Annotated in this window: 24 protein-coding genes and 1 riboswitch; of the genes, 9 read left to right on the top strand and 15 right to left on the bottom strand. The window is 66.1% G+C overall.

The window, feature by feature from the left end:
* Nucleotides 1–18: 18 nt before the first annotated feature.
* The 3 genes from metW to VCS63_RS05345 form a co-directional block, all read right to left on the bottom strand.
* Nucleotides 19–633: a methionine biosynthesis protein MetW gene (gene metW / locus VCS63_RS05355; RefSeq protein WP_042795505.1), complete on the bottom strand. Its 615-nt coding sequence runs from the start codon at nucleotides 631–633 to the stop codon at nucleotides 19–21.
* Nucleotides 630–1,889 carry a homoserine O-succinyltransferase MetX gene (gene metX / locus VCS63_RS05350; RefSeq protein ID WP_063639345.1) on the bottom strand — a complete coding sequence of 420 codons (1,260 nt, stop codon included), beginning with the start codon at nucleotides 1,887–1,889 and terminating at the stop codon, nucleotides 630–632. The genes metW and metX overlap by 4 nt, the downstream gene beginning before the upstream one ends.
* Nucleotides 1,879–1,960, bottom strand: a riboswitch (SAM riboswitch). It overlaps the preceding gene by 11 nt.
* A gap of 53 nt (nucleotides 1,961–2,013) precedes the next feature.
* Nucleotides 2,014–2,769 carry a GntR family transcriptional regulator gene (locus tag VCS63_RS05345; RefSeq protein ID WP_042795506.1) on the bottom strand — a complete coding sequence of 252 codons (756 nt, stop codon included), beginning with the start codon at nucleotides 2,767–2,769 and terminating at the stop codon, nucleotides 2,014–2,016.
* Nucleotides 2,770–2,953: 184 nt separating this feature from the next.
* On the opposite strand from VCS63_RS05345, the gene VCS63_RS05340 reads away from it, so the two are divergent.
* The 5 genes from VCS63_RS05340 (at nucleotide 2,954) to VCS63_RS05320 (ending at nucleotide 7,629) form a co-directional block, all read left to right on the top strand.
* Nucleotides 2,954–3,235, top strand: coding sequence for a UxaA family hydrolase (locus VCS63_RS05340; protein WP_042795507.1), 282 nt, complete (start codon nucleotides 2,954–2,956; stop codon nucleotides 3,233–3,235).
* A gap of 27 nt (nucleotides 3,236–3,262) precedes the next feature.
* On the top strand, nucleotides 3,263–4,438 hold the full coding sequence (locus VCS63_RS05335; protein WP_042795508.1) for a UxaA family hydrolase: 1,176 nt from the start codon (nucleotides 3,263–3,265) through the stop codon (nucleotides 4,436–4,438).
* A gap of 188 nt (nucleotides 4,439–4,626) precedes the next feature.
* Complete coding sequence (locus tag VCS63_RS05330) at nucleotides 4,627–5,637, top strand: Bug family tripartite tricarboxylate transporter substrate binding protein (RefSeq protein WP_063639344.1); 1,011 nt, start codon at nucleotides 4,627–4,629, stop codon at nucleotides 5,635–5,637.
* A 17-nt stretch (nucleotides 5,638–5,654) separates the two neighbouring features.
* Nucleotides 5,655–6,611 carry a hydroxyacid dehydrogenase gene (locus VCS63_RS05325; protein ID WP_323878784.1) on the top strand — a complete coding sequence of 319 codons (957 nt, stop codon included), beginning with the start codon at nucleotides 5,655–5,657 and terminating at the stop codon, nucleotides 6,609–6,611.
* A 10-nt stretch (nucleotides 6,612–6,621) separates the two neighbouring features.
* The gene (locus tag VCS63_RS05320) at nucleotides 6,622–7,629 is read left to right on the top strand and encodes an Ldh family oxidoreductase (RefSeq protein ID WP_063639342.1); all 1,008 of its coding nucleotides are present in this window, start codon (nucleotides 6,622–6,624) and stop codon (nucleotides 7,627–7,629) included.
* Nucleotides 7,630–7,640: 11 nt separating this feature from the next.
* On the opposite strand, the gene VCS63_RS05315 is transcribed toward VCS63_RS05320, so the two are convergent.
* Entirely contained in the window at nucleotides 7,641–8,537 is an 897-nt protein-coding gene (locus tag VCS63_RS05315) for an AEC family transporter (RefSeq protein WP_042795511.1), read from the bottom strand.
* Between the two features lie 135 nt (nucleotides 8,538–8,672).
* On the opposite strand from VCS63_RS05315, the gene VCS63_RS05310 reads away from it, so the two are divergent.
* Complete coding sequence (locus VCS63_RS05310) at nucleotides 8,673–8,972, top strand: helix-turn-helix domain-containing protein (RefSeq protein ID WP_082884474.1); 300 nt, start codon at nucleotides 8,673–8,675, stop codon at nucleotides 8,970–8,972.
* Here VCS63_RS05310 and VCS63_RS05305 read toward each other — a convergent pair.
* On the bottom strand, nucleotides 8,962–9,501 hold the full coding sequence (locus VCS63_RS05305) for a hypothetical protein (RefSeq protein ID WP_042795512.1): 540 nt from the start codon (nucleotides 9,499–9,501) through the stop codon (nucleotides 8,962–8,964). The genes VCS63_RS05310 and VCS63_RS05305 overlap by 11 nt on opposite strands.
* Before the next feature lie 60 nt (nucleotides 9,502–9,561).
* On the opposite strand from VCS63_RS05305, the gene VCS63_RS05300 reads away from it, so the two are divergent.
* The 3 genes from VCS63_RS05300 to VCS63_RS05290 all read left to right on the top strand — a co-directional run bounded on the left by VCS63_RS05300 (nucleotide 9,562) and on the right by VCS63_RS05290 (nucleotide 12,661).
* The gene (locus tag VCS63_RS05300) at nucleotides 9,562–10,455 is read left to right on the top strand and encodes an alpha/beta hydrolase (protein ID WP_174564774.1); all 894 of its coding nucleotides are present in this window, start codon (nucleotides 9,562–9,564) and stop codon (nucleotides 10,453–10,455) included.
* A gap of 32 nt (nucleotides 10,456–10,487) precedes the next feature.
* The gene (gshA, locus tag VCS63_RS05295; RefSeq protein WP_063960451.1) at nucleotides 10,488–12,059 is read left to right on the top strand and encodes a glutamate--cysteine ligase; all 1,572 of its coding nucleotides are present in this window, start codon (nucleotides 10,488–10,490) and stop codon (nucleotides 12,057–12,059) included.
* An 80-nt stretch (nucleotides 12,060–12,139) separates the two neighbouring features.
* Nucleotides 12,140–12,661 carry a lipocalin family protein gene (locus VCS63_RS05290; RefSeq protein WP_042795514.1) on the top strand — a complete coding sequence of 174 codons (522 nt, stop codon included), beginning with the start codon at nucleotides 12,140–12,142 and terminating at the stop codon, nucleotides 12,659–12,661.
* Between the two features lies 1 nt (nucleotide 12,662).
* Here VCS63_RS05290 and VCS63_RS05285 read toward each other — a convergent pair whose 3' ends face one another.
* The 10 genes from VCS63_RS05285 to VCS63_RS05240 form a co-directional block, all read right to left on the bottom strand.
* Nucleotides 12,663–13,607 carry a succinylglutamate desuccinylase/aspartoacylase domain-containing protein gene (locus VCS63_RS05285; protein WP_063639340.1) on the bottom strand — a complete coding sequence of 315 codons (945 nt, stop codon included), beginning with the start codon at nucleotides 13,605–13,607 and terminating at the stop codon, nucleotides 12,663–12,665.
* Nucleotides 13,608–13,657: 50 nt separating this feature from the next.
* Nucleotides 13,658–14,647, bottom strand: a complete 990-nt coding sequence (locus VCS63_RS05280; RefSeq protein ID WP_323878778.1) for a tripartite tricarboxylate transporter substrate binding protein — start codon at nucleotides 14,645–14,647, stop codon at nucleotides 13,658–13,660.
* Between the two features lie 150 nt (nucleotides 14,648–14,797).
* Complete coding sequence (locus VCS63_RS05275) at nucleotides 14,798–15,712, bottom strand: LysR family transcriptional regulator (protein ID WP_042795517.1); 915 nt, start codon at nucleotides 15,710–15,712, stop codon at nucleotides 14,798–14,800.
* 31 nt (nucleotides 15,713–15,743) lie between these two features.
* Complete coding sequence (locus VCS63_RS05270; protein ID WP_042795518.1) at nucleotides 15,744–16,628, bottom strand: alpha/beta hydrolase; 885 nt, start codon at nucleotides 16,626–16,628, stop codon at nucleotides 15,744–15,746.
* Nucleotides 16,621–17,394 (bottom strand): GntR family transcriptional regulator, encoded by a 774-nt coding sequence (locus VCS63_RS05265; protein ID WP_063639339.1) that lies wholly within the window; start codon nucleotides 17,392–17,394, stop codon nucleotides 16,621–16,623. The genes VCS63_RS05270 and VCS63_RS05265 overlap by 8 nt, the downstream gene beginning before the upstream one ends.
* A 77-nt stretch (nucleotides 17,395–17,471) precedes the next feature.
* Entirely contained in the window at nucleotides 17,472–18,164 is a 693-nt protein-coding gene (locus VCS63_RS05260; protein ID WP_042795520.1) for an ABC transporter ATP-binding protein, read from the bottom strand.
* Complete coding sequence (locus VCS63_RS05255; protein WP_042795521.1) at nucleotides 18,151–18,921, bottom strand: ABC transporter ATP-binding protein; 771 nt, start codon at nucleotides 18,919–18,921, stop codon at nucleotides 18,151–18,153. The genes VCS63_RS05260 and VCS63_RS05255 overlap by 14 nt, the downstream gene beginning before the upstream one ends.
* The gene (locus VCS63_RS05250; protein ID WP_063639338.1) at nucleotides 18,911–19,897 is read right to left on the bottom strand and encodes a branched-chain amino acid ABC transporter permease; all 987 of its coding nucleotides are present in this window, start codon (nucleotides 19,895–19,897) and stop codon (nucleotides 18,911–18,913) included. Before VCS63_RS05250 ends, VCS63_RS05255 begins: the two co-directional genes overlap by 11 nt.
* The gene (locus VCS63_RS05245) at nucleotides 19,894–20,808 is read right to left on the bottom strand and encodes a branched-chain amino acid ABC transporter permease (protein ID WP_042795523.1); all 915 of its coding nucleotides are present in this window, start codon (nucleotides 20,806–20,808) and stop codon (nucleotides 19,894–19,896) included. Before VCS63_RS05245 ends, VCS63_RS05250 begins: the two co-directional genes overlap by 4 nt.
* Nucleotides 20,805–21,998 carry an ABC transporter substrate-binding protein gene (locus tag VCS63_RS05240; protein ID WP_042795524.1) on the bottom strand — a complete coding sequence of 398 codons (1,194 nt, stop codon included), beginning with the start codon at nucleotides 21,996–21,998 and terminating at the stop codon, nucleotides 20,805–20,807. The genes VCS63_RS05245 and VCS63_RS05240 overlap by 4 nt, the downstream gene beginning before the upstream one ends.
* Between the last annotated feature and the right edge of the window lie 20 nt (nucleotides 21,999–22,018).

The raw sequence follows: 22,018 nt of genomic DNA, 5'->3' as shown, positions 1-22,018 counted from the left end.
AGGATGCGTGTCGGAATGTCAGGGCGACGCGAAACGGTACACCGCCAGCGTGCTGCGCCAGCTGGGCAACACCTTCACTTCACGCCCTTCGTTGAAGGTGGCGCGCTCGAGAATGCTGAGCTTCAATTCGCCGGCCAGCTGTTCGAAGTCACGCAGCGTGCACAGGTGGATGTTCGGCGTGTTGTACCACTGGTAGGGCATCTGGCCCGTCACTGGCATGCGACCGCGCAGGATGGCCCAGCCATGCGGCCAGTAGCCAAAGTTGGGAAACGACACGACGCCAAAGCGCGCCACCCGCGCCATTTCGCGCAGGATGTGTTCGGTCCGGTGCATGGATTGCAGGGTCTGCGACAGCACCACGGTGTCGAACTGCTTGTCGTCGAACAGCGCCAGTCCGTCTTCCAGGTTCTGCTGGATCACTTCGACCCCGCGTCGCACGCAGGCGATGACGCAGTTGTCATCGAGCTCGACGCCCGCGCCCCGCACCTGCCTGTGGTCGCGCAGATGCGCCAGCAGCGCGCCGTCGCCGCAACCCAGGTCCAGGACGCGGCTGCCGGGCTCGATCCAGCTGGCGATACGCGCCAGGTCGGGCCGCAGGACGCTGTGCGCGGGGCGGGGAGTCACGGGAGTCATGCGGAACGTCCTTCGGTCTGGGCGGCATCGCCGAGGCCGAGCTCGCGCGCGATGCGTTCGTAATAGCCGCGAACCACGGCGTGGTAGCGGGCGTCTTCCAGGAGGAACGCGTCGTGGCCATGCGGCGCGTCGATCTCCGCGTAGGTCACGGGGCTGGCATTCTTGAGCAGGGCGCGCACGATTTCGCGCGAGCGTTCCGGCGGGAAGCGCCAGTCGGTCGAGAACGACACCAGCAGGAAATCGGCCTTGGCCGGGGCCAACGCGCGGGACAGGTCGCCGCCGGTGGTACGCGCCGGATCGAAGTAGTCCAGCGCGCGCGTGATCAGCAGATAGGTGTTGGCGTCGAAATAGCGGGTGAACTTCTCGCCCTGGTAGCGCAGGTACGACTCCACCTCGAACTCGACGTCGTAGCCGTAGTGGTAAGCCCCGTTTTCGGCCGGCGAGCGCTGGGCGCGGCCGAATTTCTCGGCCATGTCGTCATCGGACAGATAGGTGATATGCCCGATCATGCGCGCCACCGACAGGCCGCGCCGCGGCACGGTGTCCTGGGCGTAATAATCGCCGCCGTGGAAATCCGGATCGGTGATGATGGCGCGGCGCGCCACCTCGTTAAAGCCGATATTCTGAGCCGACAGGCGCGGCGTGCTGGCGATGACCACGCAATTGGCTACCCGATCCGGCAGGGTGATGGCCCAGCTGAGCGCCTGCATGCCGCCCAGCGATCCGCCCATCACCGCCGCGAAACGGTCGATTCCAAAATGATCCGCGACCCGCGCCTGCGCGCGCACCCAGTCCTCGACGGTCAACACAGGGAAAGCGGCGCCCCAGGGCTTGCCGGTTTCTGGATTGATGCTGGCCGGACCGGTCGAGCCGAAGCAGGAGCCCAGGTTATTGACGCCGATCACGAAGAAGATATTGGTGTCCACGGGCTTGCCCGGGCCCACCATGTTGTCCCACCAGCCCACGTCGCTGGGGTTGTCCGCCGCCTGTCCCGCCACGTGGTGCGACGCATTCAGCGCGTGGCAGATCAGGACCGCGTTGCTGCGCTGGGCATTGAGCGTGCCGTAGGTTTCGACCGCCAGTTCATAGGCGGCCAGCGACTGGCCGCTCTGCAAGGACAGGGGCTCATCGAATCGGATGAAGGTGGGAGCGACGAGGCCGACCGAACCGGGATCAACGGAATCGGAAGTCGTGACGGGTGCGGGTACGAACCCGCTGGCCGAATCACCGGCCAAATTCTGGGCAGGAGTGGTCATACGGACCTCTTTAGCTGGATTTATTGGAAGGCGCCCGCAAGCGGATCAGGCAAATCGGCGCCGAAAAATTTTGTACTGCGGCAGGAATTCTAGCACTGCTTGAGCGGGACGCAGCGTCGGGCGCTCAGGCTCCAGCCTCCCAGGGCTCCTGTCCCAGGTACTCGTACCGCTCGGTGTTCACCCGCGATATGCGCCATTCCACGGCCTGCCGTTTATAGGAAAACGCCACACGGCGGATCTCCAGCAAGGGGCTGCCTTCGGCCACGCCGAGCGCCCGCGCCTGCATGCGCTCGGCCACGCAGGTGCGCAGCCGCTCGTCGGTGGCGATCACGTTCACGCCGAAGACGTCCTGGTACAGCGCATACAGCGTGCTGGCGCGGTCGCGCAGGTGCGCTTCGGTCATGCCCGGAAAGCACGATTCCGGCAGGCAGATTTCATCCATCATCACCACGTCCCCGTTGAGCGACAGCAGGTTGAGGAACTCGAACACCATGGCGCCGGCGGGCAGATTGAGTTTCTCGCGCGCGATGGCCGATGCCCGCACGCGGCGAAAACGCAGCAGTTCGGTCGCGGGATAGGACTTGTCGCCATCCTGGCGCACGATGCGGAAGAACTTGAAGAAATGATGGTTGCGCGTATGCACGGCCACATAGGTGCCGCGGCCCTGATGGCGCACCAGGATGTTCTCCGCCGCCAATTCGTCAATGGCCTTGCGCAAGGTGCCGATGGATACGCCGAAGCGCTCCGCCAGCAGTTTCTCGGGCGGTATCGCCTCGCCCTGCTTCCATTCGCCCTGCGCCAGCGCGGCCAGCACGGCCTGCTTGACCTGCGCATACAAGGGACTGCCCAAAGGCACAGTCGAGGACAGACTGGTATTCATGGATGCATCGCAAAAATCTGGAGTCCACAGTGTAGCGGCGGGGACGGAACCTGCTCAAGTCATACAATTCATATATATGATTTAGTTGACATGCACGAAACCGGGTCCTAAGATTTCCTGGCCGTAGTGATCCGCGCCCGCCGCCGTATCTGCCGGGCGCCCCCAGCCCAAGAGAGGAAGACAAATGATTCACGCCGTATTGCACGATGCCAAGGACACAGTGGCGGTCGCCGTGGTGGAAGGCGTCACCGCCGGAACGGAGCTCAACGCCTGGATCATGGATGAAGACAAGATCATCCATGTGCGCGCCTCGCAGGACATACCCATCGGTCACAAGGTGGCGATGAAGGACATGGCCGTGGGCGACACCGTCTTCAAGTACGGCGTCGACATCGGCCGCGTGGTGGAGCCCATCAAGGCCGGCCAGCACGCCCATGTGCACAACATCAAGACCAAGCGCTGGTAAGCCCTCCATCCCGCACAGGAATCCACCATGTCCATCATCAATTCCTCGACCACCTTCCAGGGCTACCGCCGCGACAATGGCCGCGTCGGCGTCCGCAACCACGTCATCGTCCTGCCCGTGGACGACATTTCCAATGCCGCGGCCGAAGCCGTCGCGAACAACATCAAGGGCACGATGGCCCTGCCTCATCCCTACGGCCGGCTGCAATTCGGCGAAGACCTGGAACTGCATTTCCGCACCCTGATCGGCACCGGCTGCAATCCCAACGTCGCCGCGGTGGTGGTGATCGGCATCGAAGAAGGCTGGACCAAGCGCGTGGTGGACGGCATCGCCGCCACCGGCAAACCCGTCATGGGCTTCAGCATCGAATTGCACGGCGACCACGACACCATCATGCGCGCCTCGCGTTGCGCCAAGGAATTCGTCCACTACGCCACGGCGCTGACGCGCAGCGAATGCCCAATCGCCGATTTGTGGGTGTCCACCAAATGCGGAGAATCCGACACGACGTCCGGCTGTGGCGCCAACCCTACCGTGGGCAATGCGTTCGACAAGCTGTATGCGTTGGGCTCCACCCTGGTCTTCGGCGAGACCTCGGAACTGACCGGCGGCGAACACATCGTGGCCGAACGTTGCGCCAACGACGCCGTGCGCGAGCGCTTCATGTTCATGTTCAACCGCTACCAGGCCATGATCGACCGCTGGAAAACCAGCGACCTGTCTGAATCCCAACCCACCAAGGGCAATATCGCGGGCGGCCTGACCACCATCGAGGAAAAGGCGCTGGGTAACATCCAAAAGATCGGCAAGCAATGCCGGGTGGACGGCGTGATCGACAAAGCCGAAATCCCCGATGGCCCCGGCCTCTGGTTCATGGACTCGTCTTCCGCCGCGGCCGAAATGGTCACCCTGTGCGCGGCTTCGGGCTATGCAGTGCACTTCTTCCCCACGGGCCAGGGCAACGTCATTGGCAATCCCATCCTGCCTGTCATCAAGATCTGCGCCAATCCGCGCACGGTGCGCACCATGTCCGAGCACATCGACGTGGATACCAGCGGTCTGCTGCAACGCGAAATCGACCTGAACCAGGCGGGCGACAAGCTGCTGGAATGCATGCTGGCCACCGCCAACGGCCGCTGGACCGCGGCCGAAGCGCTGGGCCACCGCGAATTCGTCCTGACCCGCATCTTCGAAAGCGCCTGATCGCGCCTGCCGTCCCCGGCGACGGCGCGTCCGCAATAACGCTCGCGGACGCGCCGCCCCGTCGTCAGCATCATCCCGCATCCCCCGCAGCATCGTCTCAAAACCACACCAGCAGACCTGGGCGATTTCCGCCGCGGCAGCACAGGCGGTTGCATTCCTACCCGGGCGCCACCCAAGGAGGAAGACAGATGAGTAGCGAACACGATCACCACCCCGACGCCGCGCAACGCCGGCGCCTGCTCGGCGCCCTGGGCGCCGCCGGACTCTGTGCGCTGGCGCCGTGGCAGCGCGCGCTGGCGCAGAAAGGCTGGCCCGAGCGGCCGATCAATTACGTCGTGCCTTTTCCGCCCGGCGGCCTGACGGACGTGGCCGCACGGCAGGTGGGCAAGGCCCTGAGCGACGCCGAGCGCTGGAACGTGGTGGTGGAAAACAAGCCCGGCGGCAGCGCCAACATCGGCGCGGCACATGTCTCGCATGCCGCGCCCGACGGCTATACCTGGCTGGCGATCACGCTTTCGCATGCCGCCAACGCCACACTCTTCGCCGGCAAGGCGGGCTACGACCTGACGCGCGACCTCACCCCGCTTGCGGGACTGGCATCCTCGCCCATCATGGTGGTGGTCAATTCCAAGAGTGACATCAAGACCATGGCCGATCTGGCGAAGGCCGCCCGCTCCAGATCGCTGTCGGCCGGATCCAGCGGCAACGGCACGCCGCCACACCTCACGTTGGCGCTTTATCAGAAGCTCACCGGGCTGCCGATGATGCACATCCCCTACAAAGGCGGCGCGCCCTCGCTTACCGACCTGATAGGCGGCCATCTGGACGTCGTGTTCTCCAACTATCCGGAATCGCTCGCGCATGTGAAGAATGGTTCGTTGCGCGCCCTGGCCATCACGACCCGCGAGCGCAGCGCGGACCTGCCCGACGTGCCGACCGTGAAGGAGGCTGGGCTCCCCGACCTGATCGTCGAGAACTTTACCGGTGTGCTGGCGCCGGCAGGCACGCCGCCCGAACTGGTGCAGCGCATTGGCGACGCCATCGTGCGCCAGATATCGCAGCCCGCCATGAAGCAGGCGCTGCTGCAGCTGGGCTTCGTGCCGCAGCCGCGCGGCCCGGCCGAGTTCGGCGCATACCTCAAATCCGAGGTGGATCGCTGGGCCAAGATCATCCGCGACGCCAACATCCAGATCGCCTGACGGAGGAGTTCCCGCCCATGCATATCCTTATCTCCGAGTTCATGGACGCGCCCGCAGTGGACGCGCTGCGCCAGCGGTTCGACGTGCGGTATGCGCCCGACCTGGTGGAGCAGCGCGATGCGCTGCTGGCGGCAGCGGGCGAGGCCGACGGCCTCATCGTCCGCAACCGCAGCCGGGTGGACGCCGCGCTGCTTCAGGCTGCCCCGCGACTGCGGGCGGTGGGCCGCCTGGGCGTGGGGCTGGACAACATCGACCTGGCCGCCTGCGCGGCCCGCGGCATCGCAGTCATACCCGCTACCGGCGCGAATGCGCGCGCAGTCGCCGAATACGTCGTCGGCACGGTGCTGATGCTGTTGCGTGGCGCCTATGGCTCGTCGGCCGAAGTCGCGGCAGGCGCGTGGCCTCGCGCGGCGCTTTCGCAAGGCCTGGAAGCGCAGGGCCGCACGCTCGGCATCGTGGGTTTTGGCGGCATCGGCCGGCTGACCGCGCGCCTCGCGCAAGGGCTGGACATGCGCGTGGCGGGCTGCGATGCGGCCCTGCCGCCGGACCACCCCACCTGGCGAGAATGCGGCGTCGCCGCCATGTCCCTGGATGATCTGCTGACCCATTCCGATGCCGTTACCTTGCACCTTCCGCTCACGCCCGGCACGCGGCGGCTGCTGGACGCCAACCGCATTGCCCGCATGCGGCCGGGCGCGGTGCTGATCAATACCTCGCGCGGCGGCATCGTGGATGAAGCAGCCTTGGCCAACGCCCTGCGAACGGGGCATTTACGCGGCGCCGCGCTGGATGTTTTTGACCAGGAACCGCTGCCCGCCGGGACCCCGCTGGCCGGTGCGCCCAATCTGATCCTGACGCCGCATATCGCCGGACTGACGCAAGAAGCCAACACCCGGGTTTCCGACATGGTGGCCGCCGGTGTGACAATGGCACTTACCGGCGGCGACGCGGTATGCGCGGCGCGCGCCTCCTGACGGGAAGGACATGGCTCACATCTATCTGGACGAATTGCAACTCCTGGCCGCGGCCGGCCTGGCCGCGGCGGGCGCCAATCCGGCAATGGCGGCCAGCACCGCCCGGGCGCTGGTCTACGCCGAAAGCCAGGGCCTGGGCTCACACGGCGTATCGCGCGTACCTTTCTATGCCGGCCACTTGCGCGCCGGACGCGCCATCGGCTCGGCCGTGCCGAGCATCGTGCACGAGCGCGGCGGCGCAGCCCTGATCGACGCGGGGTCGGGCCTGGCGTTCCCCGCTTGCGCGCTGGCCGCGGAACAGGCGACAGCACGCGCTCGCGAACACGGCGTATCCTTCGTCGGCGTCACCAACAGCCACCATTTCGGCGCGGCGGCCTATCACCTGGAAGCCCTGGCGGACGCCGGCCTGGTCGCGCTGGCGCTCAGCAATTCACCTGCGGCCATGCCCGCCTGGGGCGGCAAGCGCCCGCTGTTCGGCACCAACCCCATCGCCGCCGTATTCCCCCGCCGCGGCGGCGCGCGTCTCGTGATCGACCTGTCACTATCGCAGGTGGCGCGCGGCAAGCTCATGATCGCCGCCCGCGACAAGCAACCCATTCCGCTGGGTTGGGCGCTGGATGCCGATGGCCAGCCCACGACCGACCCCAAGGCGGGGCTGGAGGGCAGCATGCTGCCCGCGGGCGGCGTCAAGGGCGCGATGCTGGCGCTCATCGTCGAACTGCTGGTGTGCGCGCTGACCGGCGCGCACTTCGGCTTTGAAACGGAATCCTTTTTCGTCGACGAAGGCGGCCCGGCGCGCCTGGGCCAGGCATTCCTGGCCATCGATCCGGGCGCGCTGGCGGGCAACGGCGCCTATCTGGATCGCGTCGAAGCCCTGGTCGAGGCCATGCTGGAAGATGAGGACGTGCGCCTGCCCGGCGATCGCCGCCGCAAGCTGCGCGACGAGGCGCTCAAACACGGCGTGGACATTCCTGACGCATTGATGGCGCAATTGCGCGCCATGTCAGGCGCGGCCTAGCCGGCCCATGGTCAGATCCCGCGGCTGAACCACAGGATCACGGGCGCCAGCAATAGGAACGCCACCGTCGACACCAGCACGGCGCCGGCAGCCGTATCCCCGAGCGTGGTGTAGCGCTTGACGTACATGTAGCTGACCACCGCGCAGGGCATGGCCATCTGCAGACTGAGCGCGCCGGCCAGCACCGGCTCGAGATCCAGCGCCCACACCACTGCCAGCCCCGCCGCCAGGCCCACGGCCAGGCGGATGGCGGCGACCTTCGCGCCGTCGCGCAAGCCATTGGCGGGAATCAGGGCCAAGGCGTGGCCCAGGCTCAGCAGCATCAGCGGCACGGTCACCGCGCCCAGCATCCGAGTCGTCTCGATCAGCCACTCGGGCACCGGCACGTGCAGGACGCGCATGGCCACGGCGATCAGGGAAGCCAGCAAAATGGGACTCTTCCAACTGCCCTTGGTATTCACCCCGGGCAGCAGCCGCACCGCGATGGTGTGCATGACAAAAGAGCTCACCGCGAAAAACGCGACCGCCACCGATAGGCCCGCGTCGCCAAACGCCATCTGCGAAATCGGCAGTCCCAGGTTGCCGGCGTTGGGAAGGAAGGCGGTAGGCAGCAGCGTGCGCACGGGCAGTTTCCAAGCCTTGAGCAACAGCGCGCATACCAGCGCGCACAGCAGCAGTGCAAGCAAGGTGGCCACCGCCACGTCGGCCAGCGCCCGGTCGTCCAGATGTGTGGTGACGAAGGTGTGGAACACCAGGGCCGGCGTGGTCACCGACGTTACCAGCAATGTGATGAAGGAGCCCCCGAACGGAAGATCCCGCTTGCCCCAGTACACCCCTATGCCGACGCAAAACAGCAGGGGCAACATCAGGACTATCGCCGAAAAATAAAACTGCACGACAGCGGGCATGCGCGTATTCCGTTAAAGATATTCCGTGAGAGATAAGGGGACCGATGCGCCAAAGCATCATCGCTTGCCGGACGGCTGGCGCGAGCGGCAGCATCAGGCAACCTGTCAATCGCCCGGCTCTCGCCTTCAATCGCCATGTCAGCCACTGCACTACCTGCCACGCCTCCGCCCACCAACTCGGCGCTGAACCCAAACGGGAATCCGGCGCCGGGCCCCGTCCGCACCATCAAGCCGCTGTCGAAGCGCCAAGTGAGTTGCCTGCAATGGGCTGCCGTGGGCAAGACCAGCTGGGAAACCGCCCGCATCCTGGGCATAAGCGAAAGCACCGTGAATTTCCATCTGTCCAATGCCTGCGCCAAACTGGGCGTGCGGGGCCGGCGCGCCGCGGTGGTCATGGCCCTGCGGCTGGGCCTGATCGTGCATCTCACGGCTTGATCACGACCGAACGCAGGAATTCTTGCGCCCGTTCGGCCGGCAGGCTCTCCACGGTACCGGCCGCCACGGCTTCGATCAGCATGGTGTCGGTCACCCAGACCCGGGCCCGCAACCACCCTGGCTTGCCCATGGCCTTGCCCTGCACCTCGATGTCCTGTCCGTAAGGCGGCCATTCGTTGGGTGGCGGCGCCTGCATGTTGGCATAGAGCGAATGCATCAGCGCCATGCCCAGCGCCTGCTTGGCGGCCGGATCCTTCGCGATGTCGGGCGGCAGCGGCGCGGACCCCACGGCAAAGACCGCCTCGCCCACGGTGGCGCTGGTCAGGGTAAAACGCAAGGTATGGGTGTCCAGCCTGAGGTCGCGGGTGTCTGTCGTTACCCGATCCGGGAATGCCGCGCGCGCGTGGCCGTCCGCCACGTCCACTTCGCGCCAGTTGTAACTGGGCGAGCAGGCAGTGACCACCAGGGCCAGCGCGGCAATCGCGCCGGCTTTCTTGAACATGAAACGAAACAGCGATGAAATCGTCATTACCCGAGGACCTGGACTGTCTATTCATTTCGAGGAAGCCCGAAATTGTCGCCGATTTCGATGACCCCCGCGCCAGACGGCACGCCGCTGGCCAATTATGTCTGGCCCGCCGCCCCCAACGTAGCCCCGCCGATCGCCGGCCCGGGCACTCCCAGTATCTACCTGCTGCACGGACTTAGCGAGCATGCCGGGCGCTATGACCGGCTGGCGCGCTGGCTGGCGGCCCGAGGATGGGCCGTGGGCGCTCACGACCACCGGGGCCATGGCCGCTCCGGCGGGCGGCCGGCGACCCTGAGCCGCGAAGACGACCTAGTGATGGACGCCGTCGACCGCCTGCACGCCTGGACCCGCCAGCACGGCCGTCCGCCCATCTTGCTGGGCCACAGCCTGGGTGCCCTGGTCGCCGTGCGAATCGCCCTACGCCGCATGGCCGACATCGACGGCCTGGTGCTCAGTTCGCCTCCTTTTGTGGTGCACGTGCCCCCCTGGGTGCGGCGCACGTTGACCTGGATGTCCCTGCATGCGCCGGACCTGCGCGTGCCCCACGGATTGGCGCCAGCCCGCATCTCCCACGATCCGGCCGTGGTGAAGGCGTACCGCAGCGATCCGCTCGTGCGCCGCCATATGACCGGGCGCCTGGCCCGCTTCGTGGACGAAGGCGGCCGGGAATCCCTGCGCGAGGCCCCGCTGCTGGCCTGCCGCACCCTGTTGATGGTGGCGGGCGACGACTCCATTGTCGCTGCCGAAGGCAGCCGCCAATTCGCCCAGCGGGCGCCCGCGGAACTGCTGACCCTGCGTTGGTACGACACCGCCTGGCACGAGATTTTCAATGAAACCGCCCCCATCGCCGACCCGGTCTACGCAGACCTGGACGAGTGGCTGGCGCGCACCGCGCAGGCATTGTCCCTGTCCCCAGTATTGGCTCCCTCGGCACAGGAGGCCGGCACCCCGTAAAATCCGGCGACAGACCCAAACGAGAAGAACCCGTGACCGATACCGCCGCCAACCGCCTCTCCCGCCTGGAGGCCAACCGATCGCTGCTGACCCAAACCCTGCGGGGCATCGAAAAGGAAGGCCTGCGCGTGGACGAACAAGGCGTCCTGTCCCGCAAGCCGCACCCTGCCGGCCTGGGATCGGCGCTGACCAACGAACACGTCACCACCGATTATTCCGAATCCCTGCTCGAACTGATCACGGGCACCCACAAGGACGTGGATGCGCTGCTGGCTGAACTGACCAACACCCACCGCCACGTCTACAGCGTGCTGGACCATGAACTGATCTGGAATCAGTCCATGCCCGCCACGCTCCCGGACGAAGCCGACATTCCCATCGCCTGGTACGGCAAGTCCAACACCGGCATGCTCAAGCACGTTTACCGACGCGGCCTGGCCGTGCGTTACGGCAAGACGATGCAGTGCATCGCCGGCGTGCACTACAACTTCTCGCTGGCCGAAGACCTGTGGTCCGTGCTAGACACGCAGCCCGGCAGCGCGCAGGACCGCCGCTCGCGGGGCTACATCAGCCTGATCCGCAACTTCACGCGCTATTCCTGGCTGCTGATGTATCTGTTCGGCGCCGCCCCCGCGGTATCCAGCGACTTCCTGCGCGGTCGCGAGCATCCGCTGCAAAAGCTGGACGGCAGCACGCTCTATCTTCCCCACGCCACCAGCCTGCGCATGAGCGACCTGGGCTACCAGAACAAGGCGCAGTCGCAGCTCAAGCTCTGCTACAACGACCTGGACACGTTCCTGGGCCGCCTGTATGACGCCGTGACCCAGCCCTGGCCCGACTACCAGAAGATTGGCACCCATCGCGACGGCGAATGGATCCAGCTGAACACCAACGTGCTGCAGATCGAAAACGAGTACTACTCGAGCATCCGCCCCAAGCGCGCCACCGGCCGCTGCGAACGCCCGATCACGGCACTGGCCGAGCGCGGCGTGCAATATGTGGAAGTCCGATGCCTGGACATCGATCCGAACTCGCCGGTCGGCATCGACGCGCGCACCAGCCGCTTCGTCGATGCTTTCCTGCTGTTCTGCACCGCGTCCGACAGCCCCTTCTTCCCCGCCAACGGCTACTGCCAGCGCAGCGCCGACAACTTCTCGACCGTGGTCAAGGAAGGCCGCAAGCCTGGCCTGATGCTGGACCGCGAAGGCCAACCCATCGGCCTGACGCAATGGGGCCACGAACTGCTCGACCAGATCGCCCCCTACGCCGCGCTGTATGACTCGGCCCTGGGCGGCAGCGCCTATGCCGAGGCCCTGCAAGCACAACGCGCCAAGCTGGACCAGCCTGAATCCACGCCTTCGGCCCGTCTGCTGGCCTCGCTTTCCGACAGCGGCCTGTCATTCCACGACTATTCGCTCGAGCTCAGCCGCAAGCACGCCGACGCCCTGCGCGCGCAAGCCTTGCCCGCGGACCTGGCGGCCGCCTACCAGCAAGCCGCCGCGCAATCGACGGCGGAACAGCAACGCCTGGAGCAATCGGACACCGAGGATTTCGATACCTATGTGGCCCGCTATCACGCGGCGTTGAAGGCCCCGCGCAAATAAGGCGTATCGTTAGGGTTTTGATCCGCGCCGGCCGCCAGCGGGCGGCGTGGACCGCTCTGTCACATCAGGAGGTTTTCCCCATGCGCCGCACCGCAACATTCCTGTTGGCCTTGGCCACCAGCGTGGCGGGGATAGTCCATGCCGCGCCGCCGCCCATGCAGACCGTGGAATCGGTGGACTTGAAGCGCTACGCCGGCATGTGGTACGAGATCGCGAATTTCCCCATGTTCTTCCAACGCGACTGCGTGGGAGACACCACCGCCGAATACACCGCGCATCCCGACGGCACGGTCGGCGTGAACAATCGCTGCCGCACCAAGGACGGCGACATCGACTCCGCGTCCGGCACCGCCACGGTGGTGGAAGGCAGCAACAACGCCAAGCTCGAAGTCTCGTTCTTCAAGCCGTTCAAGGGCGATTACTGGGTGATCGGCCTGGATCCCGAATACCGTTGGTCGGTGGTCGGCACGCCGGACAGGAAATACTTGTGGATCCTGTCCCGCTCGCCGCAACTGCCCAAGGAAGAACTCGACAAAGCCCTGGACGCCGCCAAAGCCCAGGGCTACCAGCTGGACGAGCTGCGGTTTACCCCGCAGAAGTAACTCAGCCGGCGTAGTCCCGCGCCAGCCGCACCACCGTCACGCCCGGCTTCAACTGCCGCAGCGACGGCATGACCAGCGTGCACCGATCGTAAGGCGTCACGATGGGCTGGCCATCCGCCCAGCCCAGCGTGGAACCGGCTTTTTCGAGCGTCTCCAGCCCGGTCCAGGGCTCGGAGAAGCGCAAATCCATGGATGGCGCGACCACCGCGTCCGTGACTTCCAGCACGCGCTGGTCCACCGCGTCCGGCAACAGCCAGCCTGCCGGCACATCCGCGGCGTCGATCACGCCCGACTCCACCAGCATGCGCGCCACCATGTCCCGCGCCACGTCACGCGCAGCCAATTCGCCATGGAAGCCGCATTCGATCAACAGGGCACAAGCGTCTTCCCGCGCCGGATCGCCGAATTGGCCGAAATCCCGCATGCGCACGCCGTCCTTGTGCCCCGCGTCCACGATCACATGCTGCGGCGCTTTCAAGCGGCGCGCCAGCGCGATGTTGCGCGGCAGGATGCCCGTGAGCAGCAGGGGCGCGCCGGGCTCATGCATGGAATGCAGGTCCAGCAGCCAGTCCGCGCGCTCCACCCAGGGACGCAGCTCCGCGCCGCGCCGGCGGTCCGGCGTCGTGGGGTTATCCAGGCGTTCGGCGCTCCAGACGCGGTTCATGTCCTCGGCAACGAAGCGCGACGCATCGTGATTGGCGTGGTCGAAGCGGTCGAATGCATCCAGGTTGCAGAATGCCAGCGTCAGGCTGCCGCGACGCGGCCGCAGCCCCGCCGCCAGCAGGTCCTTCAACGCCCAGGCACCGCAAAGCTCATTGCCATGCACCAGCGCGGATACCATCAGTGCGCGCCCCGGAAGGCCTGAATCGAAATGCCACACGCCAGGAGTGCCGGTATTGCCGGCGCGTTCGGCGCTCAGGTCGGGAACGGGGAGCTTGAATTCCATGAATAGTTATCCGCTGTGATGCTGGGGTGTTGCGATGGTTGGGCTTCGCGTTACTGGGCTTCGATCTTGGCGGCCTTGACCAGCGCGCCGTACTTCTTGGTTTCCTCTGCCTGGTAGGCGGCCGGGTCCAGGCCCGGCTGCGACAGCACGCCACCGGCTTCCTGCATCTTGGCGCGGAACTGCTCCGACTTCAGCGTGTCGGCCAGCGCGCTGCGCAGCTTGGCGGCCACAGGCTCCGGCAAGCCGGCCGGACCATAGAGCGCGAACCAGACGCTGATGTCCACGGATTCGAATCCCGGTGTTTCCGCCAGGGCGGGCAGGTCCGGCGCCACCGGCGAACGCTTTTTCTCGGTAACGCCCAGCGCCACGATCTTGTCGGCGCGCACTTGCGGCAAGCCCGAGGACAGCACCAGCATGCCGTAGTCCAATTGGCCGCTCATCAGGTCGGTCACCAGCGGCGCCACGCCGCGGTACGGCACATGTTCGGCGCGCGTGCCCGTCGACTGATTGATCATCTCGCCCGCCAGGTGCAGCGTGGTGCCCACGCCGGAGGAGCCATAGTTGAAGCTTCCGGGCGCGGACGCGCGCAGTTTCTGCAGGTACTCCGCGGCGGTCTTCACGCCGGAGTTCTTGCTGGCGGCCAGCAGCATCGGCTGCGAGGCAATCACGCCCAGTGGCGAGAAATCTTTGACGCTGTCGTACTTGACCGCGTTGTTGATCATGCTGGCGATCACCATTTCATTGGTGGAGCCCAGCAGCAAGGTGTAGCCGTCCGGCGCGGCGCGGGCCACGCGCTGCGCGCCGATGGTGCCGCCGGCGCCGCCCACGTTCTCGACCACCACGCTTTGGCCCAGGCGCTTGGCCAGCTCCTCGCCAAACAGGCGCGCCGTCAGGTCCACGCTGCCGCCTGCCGGGTAGCCAACCACCAGCGAGACGGCGCGTTCGGGATACTCGGCGTGCGCGGAAGGCGCCGCGGCAAGCGTGGAAAAGGCACAGAGCGCGGCTAGCGCGCCACGCAACGGATGCAGGACGGATTTCATGGTTTCTCCCTGGGGTGCTGTGGTGGACGGCGGCGCCGTCTCATTCGAGGTTTCGGGAGCTATTCTCGAACGTACACCAGGGATATCTCGTGCTGAATCGACACATTACGGTGCTGATTCAGCACGGATGAGCCCCCTACCAGCCGGATCTCACGCCTTCCGGCTGGCGGTGGCTTCCCAGGCCGCTTCAGCCAGGTCGGCCAGGCGCGCCCGCGACCGGTACAAACGCACCTCGAAGGCAATTTCCTCGCTGCGGCCGCCCAGCGCAGCCAGCGAGCCCCGCCGGCAATCCGCCGCCACCATGGACCAGGGCAGCCAGGCCACCCCCAGGCCCTTGGCGACCGCGCCGTGCGCGGCATCCAGCGAGTCGCTGCGCAGGAACGGCGTCAAGGCGTAGGGCGTGGCTTCCAGGCGATCTCCCACGATACGCTCCATAGCCAAACCGCCCGCGTAGGTAATCAATGGCACGGATGCACCGCCTTCCTGCAACACATAGCGGGGACGCCCACGCGAATCTGCCTGGCTGACGGGCACCAGCTTGTCCGTGCCCAAGGTCATATAGCGGTAGCGCCCGGGGCTCAGCTGGACGGACAGGGCCGGGTGCTCGTAGCAGCACAGCAAATCCACCCGCCCTTGCTCCAGGCGAGCCGCCATGTCCTGCATCATGCCGGTGGACAGCTCGACCTGCGTGCCCTCGGTCAAGACCTTTGGAGCCCGGTGGCGCAAACGCGCGATCCAGTCCGCCACCAGCGTGCGGGCAAGGCTGCGGCCGGTGGCAATGCGCAGCACGGCCTCGCCGCCCGCGCCGAAGCTGCGGATGCGGTGGCGCACCTGCCCCATCTGCTCCACCACCTGCGTAGCGGTCTTCAGCAGGGCTTCGCCTTCGGCGGTCAACACCACGGGCAGGCGCTGGCGCTCGATCAGCGGCGCTCCTGCCCACGCCTCCAGCGCGCGGATGCGCCGGCCGAAAGCAGGATGCGTGACATGGCGCAGTTCGGCAGCACGCACGAAGCTGCCGGTCTGCGCCAGGGCAATCAGGTCTTCTAGGAGTTTCAGGTCGGCCATGGACGTAAAGCTTACGCCATCGGCCGGCCGTTCACTTGGCGCCCAGCCCCATCATCGCCAGGGTGGCGCGAGTCAGCTCGCTATCCGGGTCTTCCAGTTCGTTGACCAGATCGAAGTGGTTGCAGTGCGGCGTGGGAATGCGGGTGGACGTCAGTCCGGCAGCGTTCCACGCGGCCTCGTACGCAGCGGTCTGGTTCTTGAAACCCTGGGTCTCCAACCCACCCACCGCCAGCAACATGGGGCCGGCGCGCTCGGGCAGGTGGAAGATCGGGCTTTGGTGCGCCGCCTGTTCGGGCGTCAGTTGCAGCCAGGTATTCGGCAGGATGTCGCACAAGGGCCGCAGATCGAACAGCCCGCTGAGCGCCAAGGTGCCCTTGATTACATCGTCGGGCACGCCATAGCGCGCCGTCCAGCCGGGCGCGACCAGCATGCCCGCCAGGTGCCCGCCCGCGGAGCTGCCGCTGACGTAGATCCGGTTGGGATCCACGCCATAGGCCGCCACGTTGCGGTATAGCCAGGCCACGGCGGAGCGCACTTCCCGCACAACCTCGCCCAGCGTCGCTTCGGGCACGAGCGTGTATTCCAGGGTGGCAACGGCAGCGCCCGCGGCGTTGAAGGCCTCGGCCATGACGGGCGCGTCTTCCTTACGCTGTGCGCGCCAGTAGCCCCCGTGGATGAAAACGAACAGCGGCGCCGGCGCCTGCGAGGCCGCCGGCAGGAACAGGTCCAGTCTTTCGTCCTGCCCCATGCCGTAGCGCAGGTCCAGCACGCCGGGACGGCGCGTGCGCACGCGAGCAGACGACTCGGCATAGCGGCGCACGCAGGCATCGAAATCAGGCACCGATTCGCGCGCGTTGTACTGCACCTCGCGCTCGGCGATGGTGGGGAAGAAAAGGTCGATGTCGTGGTTATGCATGCCGGGCCTGCGATTTGGGCTGCGATTGGGGCTGGGAAATGATGCGTTCGATGAACTGCGCGGTCTTGCGGTAGTGCGCCGCCAGCATGGCGACCGAGCCTTCGACGTCCCGCGAAATCGCGGCGTCCAGCAGCTGGCGGTGCTCGTCGTCGACGTTGCGCTCCGGCCCGTACGCAGTGGCGCCGGCCCGCGCGGGGCGGCGATAGCGTTCGGTCTGCGCGTAGAGCTGGGTGGAAAGATCCAACAACCAGTTGGAGCGGCACGCGCCTATCAGCGCATGGTGGAACTCCAGGTGGCGCGCCTCCAGCAGTTCTTCCAGTTCTTCCGAAGGTTCGGCGGCCTGGTCGGCGCGCTGCGCGGCCAGGGTCAGCGCGTGGTATGCGCCCACCAGGCGCGTTTCCCAGGCGTCATCCGCATTGGCGAGCGAACGGCGCAAGGCGTCACAGTCGATCAGGATGCGCGTTTCACAGGCGTCCCACATTTCCTCGACCGATAAGGGCGCGATGCTGAAGCCGCGCGAGGTGGTGCTGATGACCATGCGTTCGCTGCGCAGCCGGTTGAGCGCCTCGCGGATAGGCGAAAAACTGCTGCCGTAGCGCTGCTTCAGCAATTCCAGCCGCAGGGACTGGCCCGGCGCAAAAGCGCCGCGCATGATGTCGCGCCGCAGCAGGCGGTAGACCTGCTCGGACAGCGTGATTTCTTCCACGCCGGCGCTCCCGTCCGATCCGGGATCGTCCTGGCGGGAAGCTTTTATTCTAGGCTTCAAGATGGTCTCCAGATGTCAGCGGCCAAGGCGCCGATCCGCGCGCAGGCGGCCCATTCTACTCGCGCCCTCCTGCCCGCTCATATGCCCAGGTAGCGCTGCGCCAGCTCAGGCTGGGCGGACAGCTCGCCGGGCTGCCCCGACCAGGCTACCCGGCCTTTGTCGACGATGTAGTGGCGGTCCACCAGCGTCGCCATTTCAGGCAGGTTCTTGTCGATGACAAGTATGGTCTGGCCCTCGGCTTTCAGCGCCCGCAGGCAGCGCCAGATTTCCTGGCGGATCAACGGCGCAAGCCCTTCGGTCGCTTCGTCCAGGATCAGGAGCTTGGGATTGGTCATGAGCGCGCGGCCCACGACCAGCATCTGCTGCTCGCCGCCGGACAGCGTCCGCGAAGATTGCCCCCTGCGTTCCTTTAACCGTGGAAACAGGGCGTAGACGCGCTCCAGATCCCACCCGCCCGGCGCGGCGCGCGCGGTCGCCACCAGGTTCTCTTGTACCGTCAGGGAACCGAACACGCGCCGGCCTTCGGGCACCAACCCCACGCCCAGCCGCGCCACGCCGCTGGGCGCGGACCGGCCCAGCGTCCGCCCGCGGAACTGCATTGCACCTCCGGTGGCGGGCAACATGCCCATCAGGGTCTTGATCGTGGTGGTCTTGCCCATGCCGTTGCGCCCGATCAGCGAGATCACCTCGCCTTCATTCGCCTCGAACGACATGCCGAACAGGACCTTGCTGGAGCCGTAACCGCCGGTCAGCCCTTCAACCTTCAACATGCTCTTCTCCCAGATAGGCCGCGCGCACCTCCGGATGCCGGCGCACTTCTTCGGGCGATCCGCTGAACACCACGCGGCCGTACACCAGCACGCTGATGCGGTCGGCCAGCGCGAATACCGCGTCCATGTCGTGTTCCACGAGCAGGATGCCGTAGTCGCCCTTCATGCCTTGCAAGAGCCGCGTCATGCGCGCCGATTCCTCGGGCCCCATGCCGGCCATGGGCTCATCCAGCAGCAACAGCTGCGGCGAACGCGCAAGTGCCACCGCCAGTTCCAGCTGCCGCTTTTCGCCATGCGCCAGGTCCGCCGAGCGCACGTGACGTCGGTCTTCCAAACCCACGTGCGCCAACCAGCGCATGGCCTCGGTCTTCAGCGCCGCGTCATGGCGCGGGTTGGACCAGGCCTGAAAGGCGCGGCCGCCCTTGAGCATGCGCGAAAGGATCACGTTTTCCAGGGCCGTGTATTCCTGGCAGAGCTCAGTGATCTGGAATGAGCGGCCCAGCCCCAGGCGCGCGCGCTCGAATGCGCGCAGTGCCGTCACGTCCTGTCCGTTCAGGTGGATGGTGCCGGAATCCGGGCGGATCTCGCCGCAGATCTGCGCGATCAAGGTGGACTTGCCCGCGCCATTGGGGCCGATGATGGCGTGGATCTCACCCGCGCGCACATCCAGGTCCACGCCATTGGTCGCCACCACCGCGTCAAAGGCCTTGCGCAGTTGCGTCAGGCGCAGCAGGCTGGCGCCGGCATCAATCGGCATGGCGTGTCTCCAGCAGTTTTCCAAAGAGCCCCTTCTGGCCCCACAGCACCACCAGCACCAGGATGGGGCCCATATACAGCAGCCAGTGCTCGGTCAGCGACGACAGCATCTGTTCCAGGCCCAGGAACACAGCCGCGCCCGCGATCGGCCCGAGCAGAGTGCCCACGCCCCCGAGGATCACGATGGCCATGAGTTCCCCGGACTTGGTCCAGGCCGCCATGTCGGGCGTCACCAGCCCGGCGTAATTGGCCCACAGCACACCGGCAAGACCCGTGCCTACCGCTGACAGCACAAAGGCGCTGAGCCGATACGGCGTGGGAGCCACACCCAGATTCACCGCGCGCCGTTCGCTCTGGCGCAGCGCCTGCAGCACCATGCCAAAACGCGAATTGGTCACGCGAATGCACAACAGCGTCCACAACGTCAGCACGGCCAGGCAAAGGTAGTAGAAGACCATGGGGCTTTCCAGGTTGACGCCGGGCAACTCGTTGCGCTGCGGAATCATCAAGCCGTCGTCGCCGCCATAGAACTGCAGCGATACCAGCACGAAGTACACCATCTGCCCAAACGCCAGGGTGATCATGATGAACTGCACGCCCCGCGTGCGCAGCGCCAGATAACCGAACAACCAGCCGGCCAGCGCGCATACCGCCAGTGCGATGGGCCAGACCACCAGCGCCGCATTGCTGCCCGCCCAGCCGAAGATCGGACCGGCCTCGGCCGTGTGGAAGGCGATGATGCCGACCGCATAGCCGCCCAGTCCGAAGAACATGGCGTGCCCGAAACTGACCATGGCGCCATAGCCGATCACCAGGTCCAGGCTGACTGCCGCCAGCCCGTAGATCAGGAAGCGCGTCACCACGCCGATCAGGAACGGCGAGCCCGAAGCCAGCGCCGCGGCCGGCAGCAGGATCAGCACCGCCAGCCCGCCGAGCCCCCAGCGGGCGCGGTTTGTAAGTGTGTATGCCATCTTCATCCTCGCGCCGGAAACAAGCCGCCCGGCTTGGCGATCAGGACAATCGCCATCAACACGTAGATACTGGCCGAAGCCAGGCCCGCCGCCAGCGGGTCGGCCGTTGCCGGCGAGAACATCGTCGACAGCAGCTGCGGCAGAAAGGCGCGCCCAAGGCTGTCCACCATGCCTACCAGCAATGCGCCGGCCAACGCGCCGCGCACCGATCCCACTCCGCCGATCACGATGACCACGAAGGTGGTGATCAGAATGCGTTCGCCCATGCCGATTTCCACCGCCAGCAGCGGCGCCGCCATGACGCCAGCCAGCCCGCACAGCAGGGCGCCCAGGCCGAACACCAGCGTGTAGAGCTTGCGAATGTCCACGCCCAGCGCATCGACCATTTCGCGGTCGTCGGCGCCCGCCCGGATCAGCATGCCGATACGCGTGCGGTTGACCAGCCACCACAAGCCCACGGCAACCAGCGCGCCGATGGCGATGAAGGACAGACGGATCAACGGATACTGGAATCCTGGCGCCAGCGTGACCGCGCCCTCCAGGAACGTGGGGATGCCCACGAGCGGCGGACGCCGGCCGAATATCAGGCTGACCGCCTCGTTGGAAAACAACAGCAAACCGAAGGTGGCAAGGACCTGGTAAAGATGGTCCCGCTTGTACAGCTTGCGTATCACCACCACTTCTACCGATATGCCGTACAGGCCGGCGCCCAGCAGCGCCGCCAGCACGCCGGCCAGGAATGAACCGGTGGTGCCGATGGCATAGGCCGCGCAGTAGGCCCCCACCATGTAGAAGGAGCCGTGCGTCAGGTTGACCACGCCCATGATGCCGAAGATCAGCGTCAGTCCGGCAGCCAGCATGAATAGCATGGCGCCGAACTGCAGCCCATTGAGCAACTGTTCAAACAGGAGCGTCATGACGGCATCTTGCAGAGTTGCGCGTACGCGTCCTTGTCATCGGACACCAGTTTGCGGACCAGGTGCGGCGACAGGCCGCCGTCGCTGTCCTTCTCGATGCGCATCAGGTACAGGTCCTGGATCGGATGCTGGTTGGTGTTCATGCTGAACTTGCCGCGCAGCGATGCGAATTCCGGCTTGCGCAGCGCGGCACGAAACTCCGCCGCCTTGGACAGGTCGCCGCCGGTGGCCTTCAGGCCAGCCCCGATCAGCTGCGCGGTGTCGTAGGCCTGCATCGCGTAATCCGTCGGGACGCGGCCGTAGGCATCCTTGAACGCCTGCACGAAGGCCTTGGATTGCGCATTGTCGAAGTCCTGCGACCAGATGCCGGTGATGTAGGCGCCCGCCGAGGCGTCGCCCGTGGCCTTGATCATGCGCGCGTCCATCGAGAAGCTGGGCATCAGCATCGGAATGCTCTTGTTCAGTCCGGCCGCCGCGTACTGCTTGACGAAGTTGATGCCGGTCCCGCCCGGATGGAACTGGTAGATGGCGTCGGGCGCCAGCGAGCGCAGGCGCGCCAGTTCCACCGAGAAGTCCGATTGATCGAGCTTGGTGTAGATCTCAGCCACCACCTCGCCCTTGTAGGTGCGCTTGAATCCTTCGATGGCGTCGCGGCCGGCCTGGTAGTTGGGCGCCAGCAGCACGACACGCTTGTAGCCCAGTTCATTGGCCGCCACGCCGCCGGCCGTATGGAAGGCGTCGTTCTGGTAGGACGCCACGAAGTAATTGGGATCGCATTTTTCACCCGCGAAGTTCGACGGGCCGGGATTCAGGCTGACATAGAACGCGCCCGACTTCACCACGCTGGGCACGACCGCCGCCAGCACGTTGGAGAAATTCACGCCGGTATAGAGCTTGACGCCCGATTGCAGCAAACGGTCGGCCGCCTGCTTGGCGTTGGCGGGTTTCAGGCCGTCATCCTCGATTACCAGCTGCACGGGCACGCCGCCCAACTTGCCGCCTCCCTGCTTGATGGCAAGGTTGAACGCATCGCGCTCGTCTTCGCCGATGTAGCCGGCCGGCGTGGACAAGGTGGCGATGAAGCCGATCTTGACCGGTTCCGCGGCATGCGCCGCTCCCATCGACGCCGCGGCGCCCAGCGCGACGGACAACGCGGCGGCCACGCCGCCCAGTATCTGTTTCTTGATCATGTTTTCCCCTTGAGACTGCG

This window comes from Achromobacter sp. D10 (assembly GCF_035282245.1).
Classification (GTDB): domain Bacteria; phylum Pseudomonadota; class Gammaproteobacteria; order Burkholderiales; family Burkholderiaceae_B; genus Achromobacter; species Achromobacter insolitus.
Note: the sequence above shows the minus strand (reverse complement) of the source record. Positions and strands in the feature narration are given on the sequence as shown.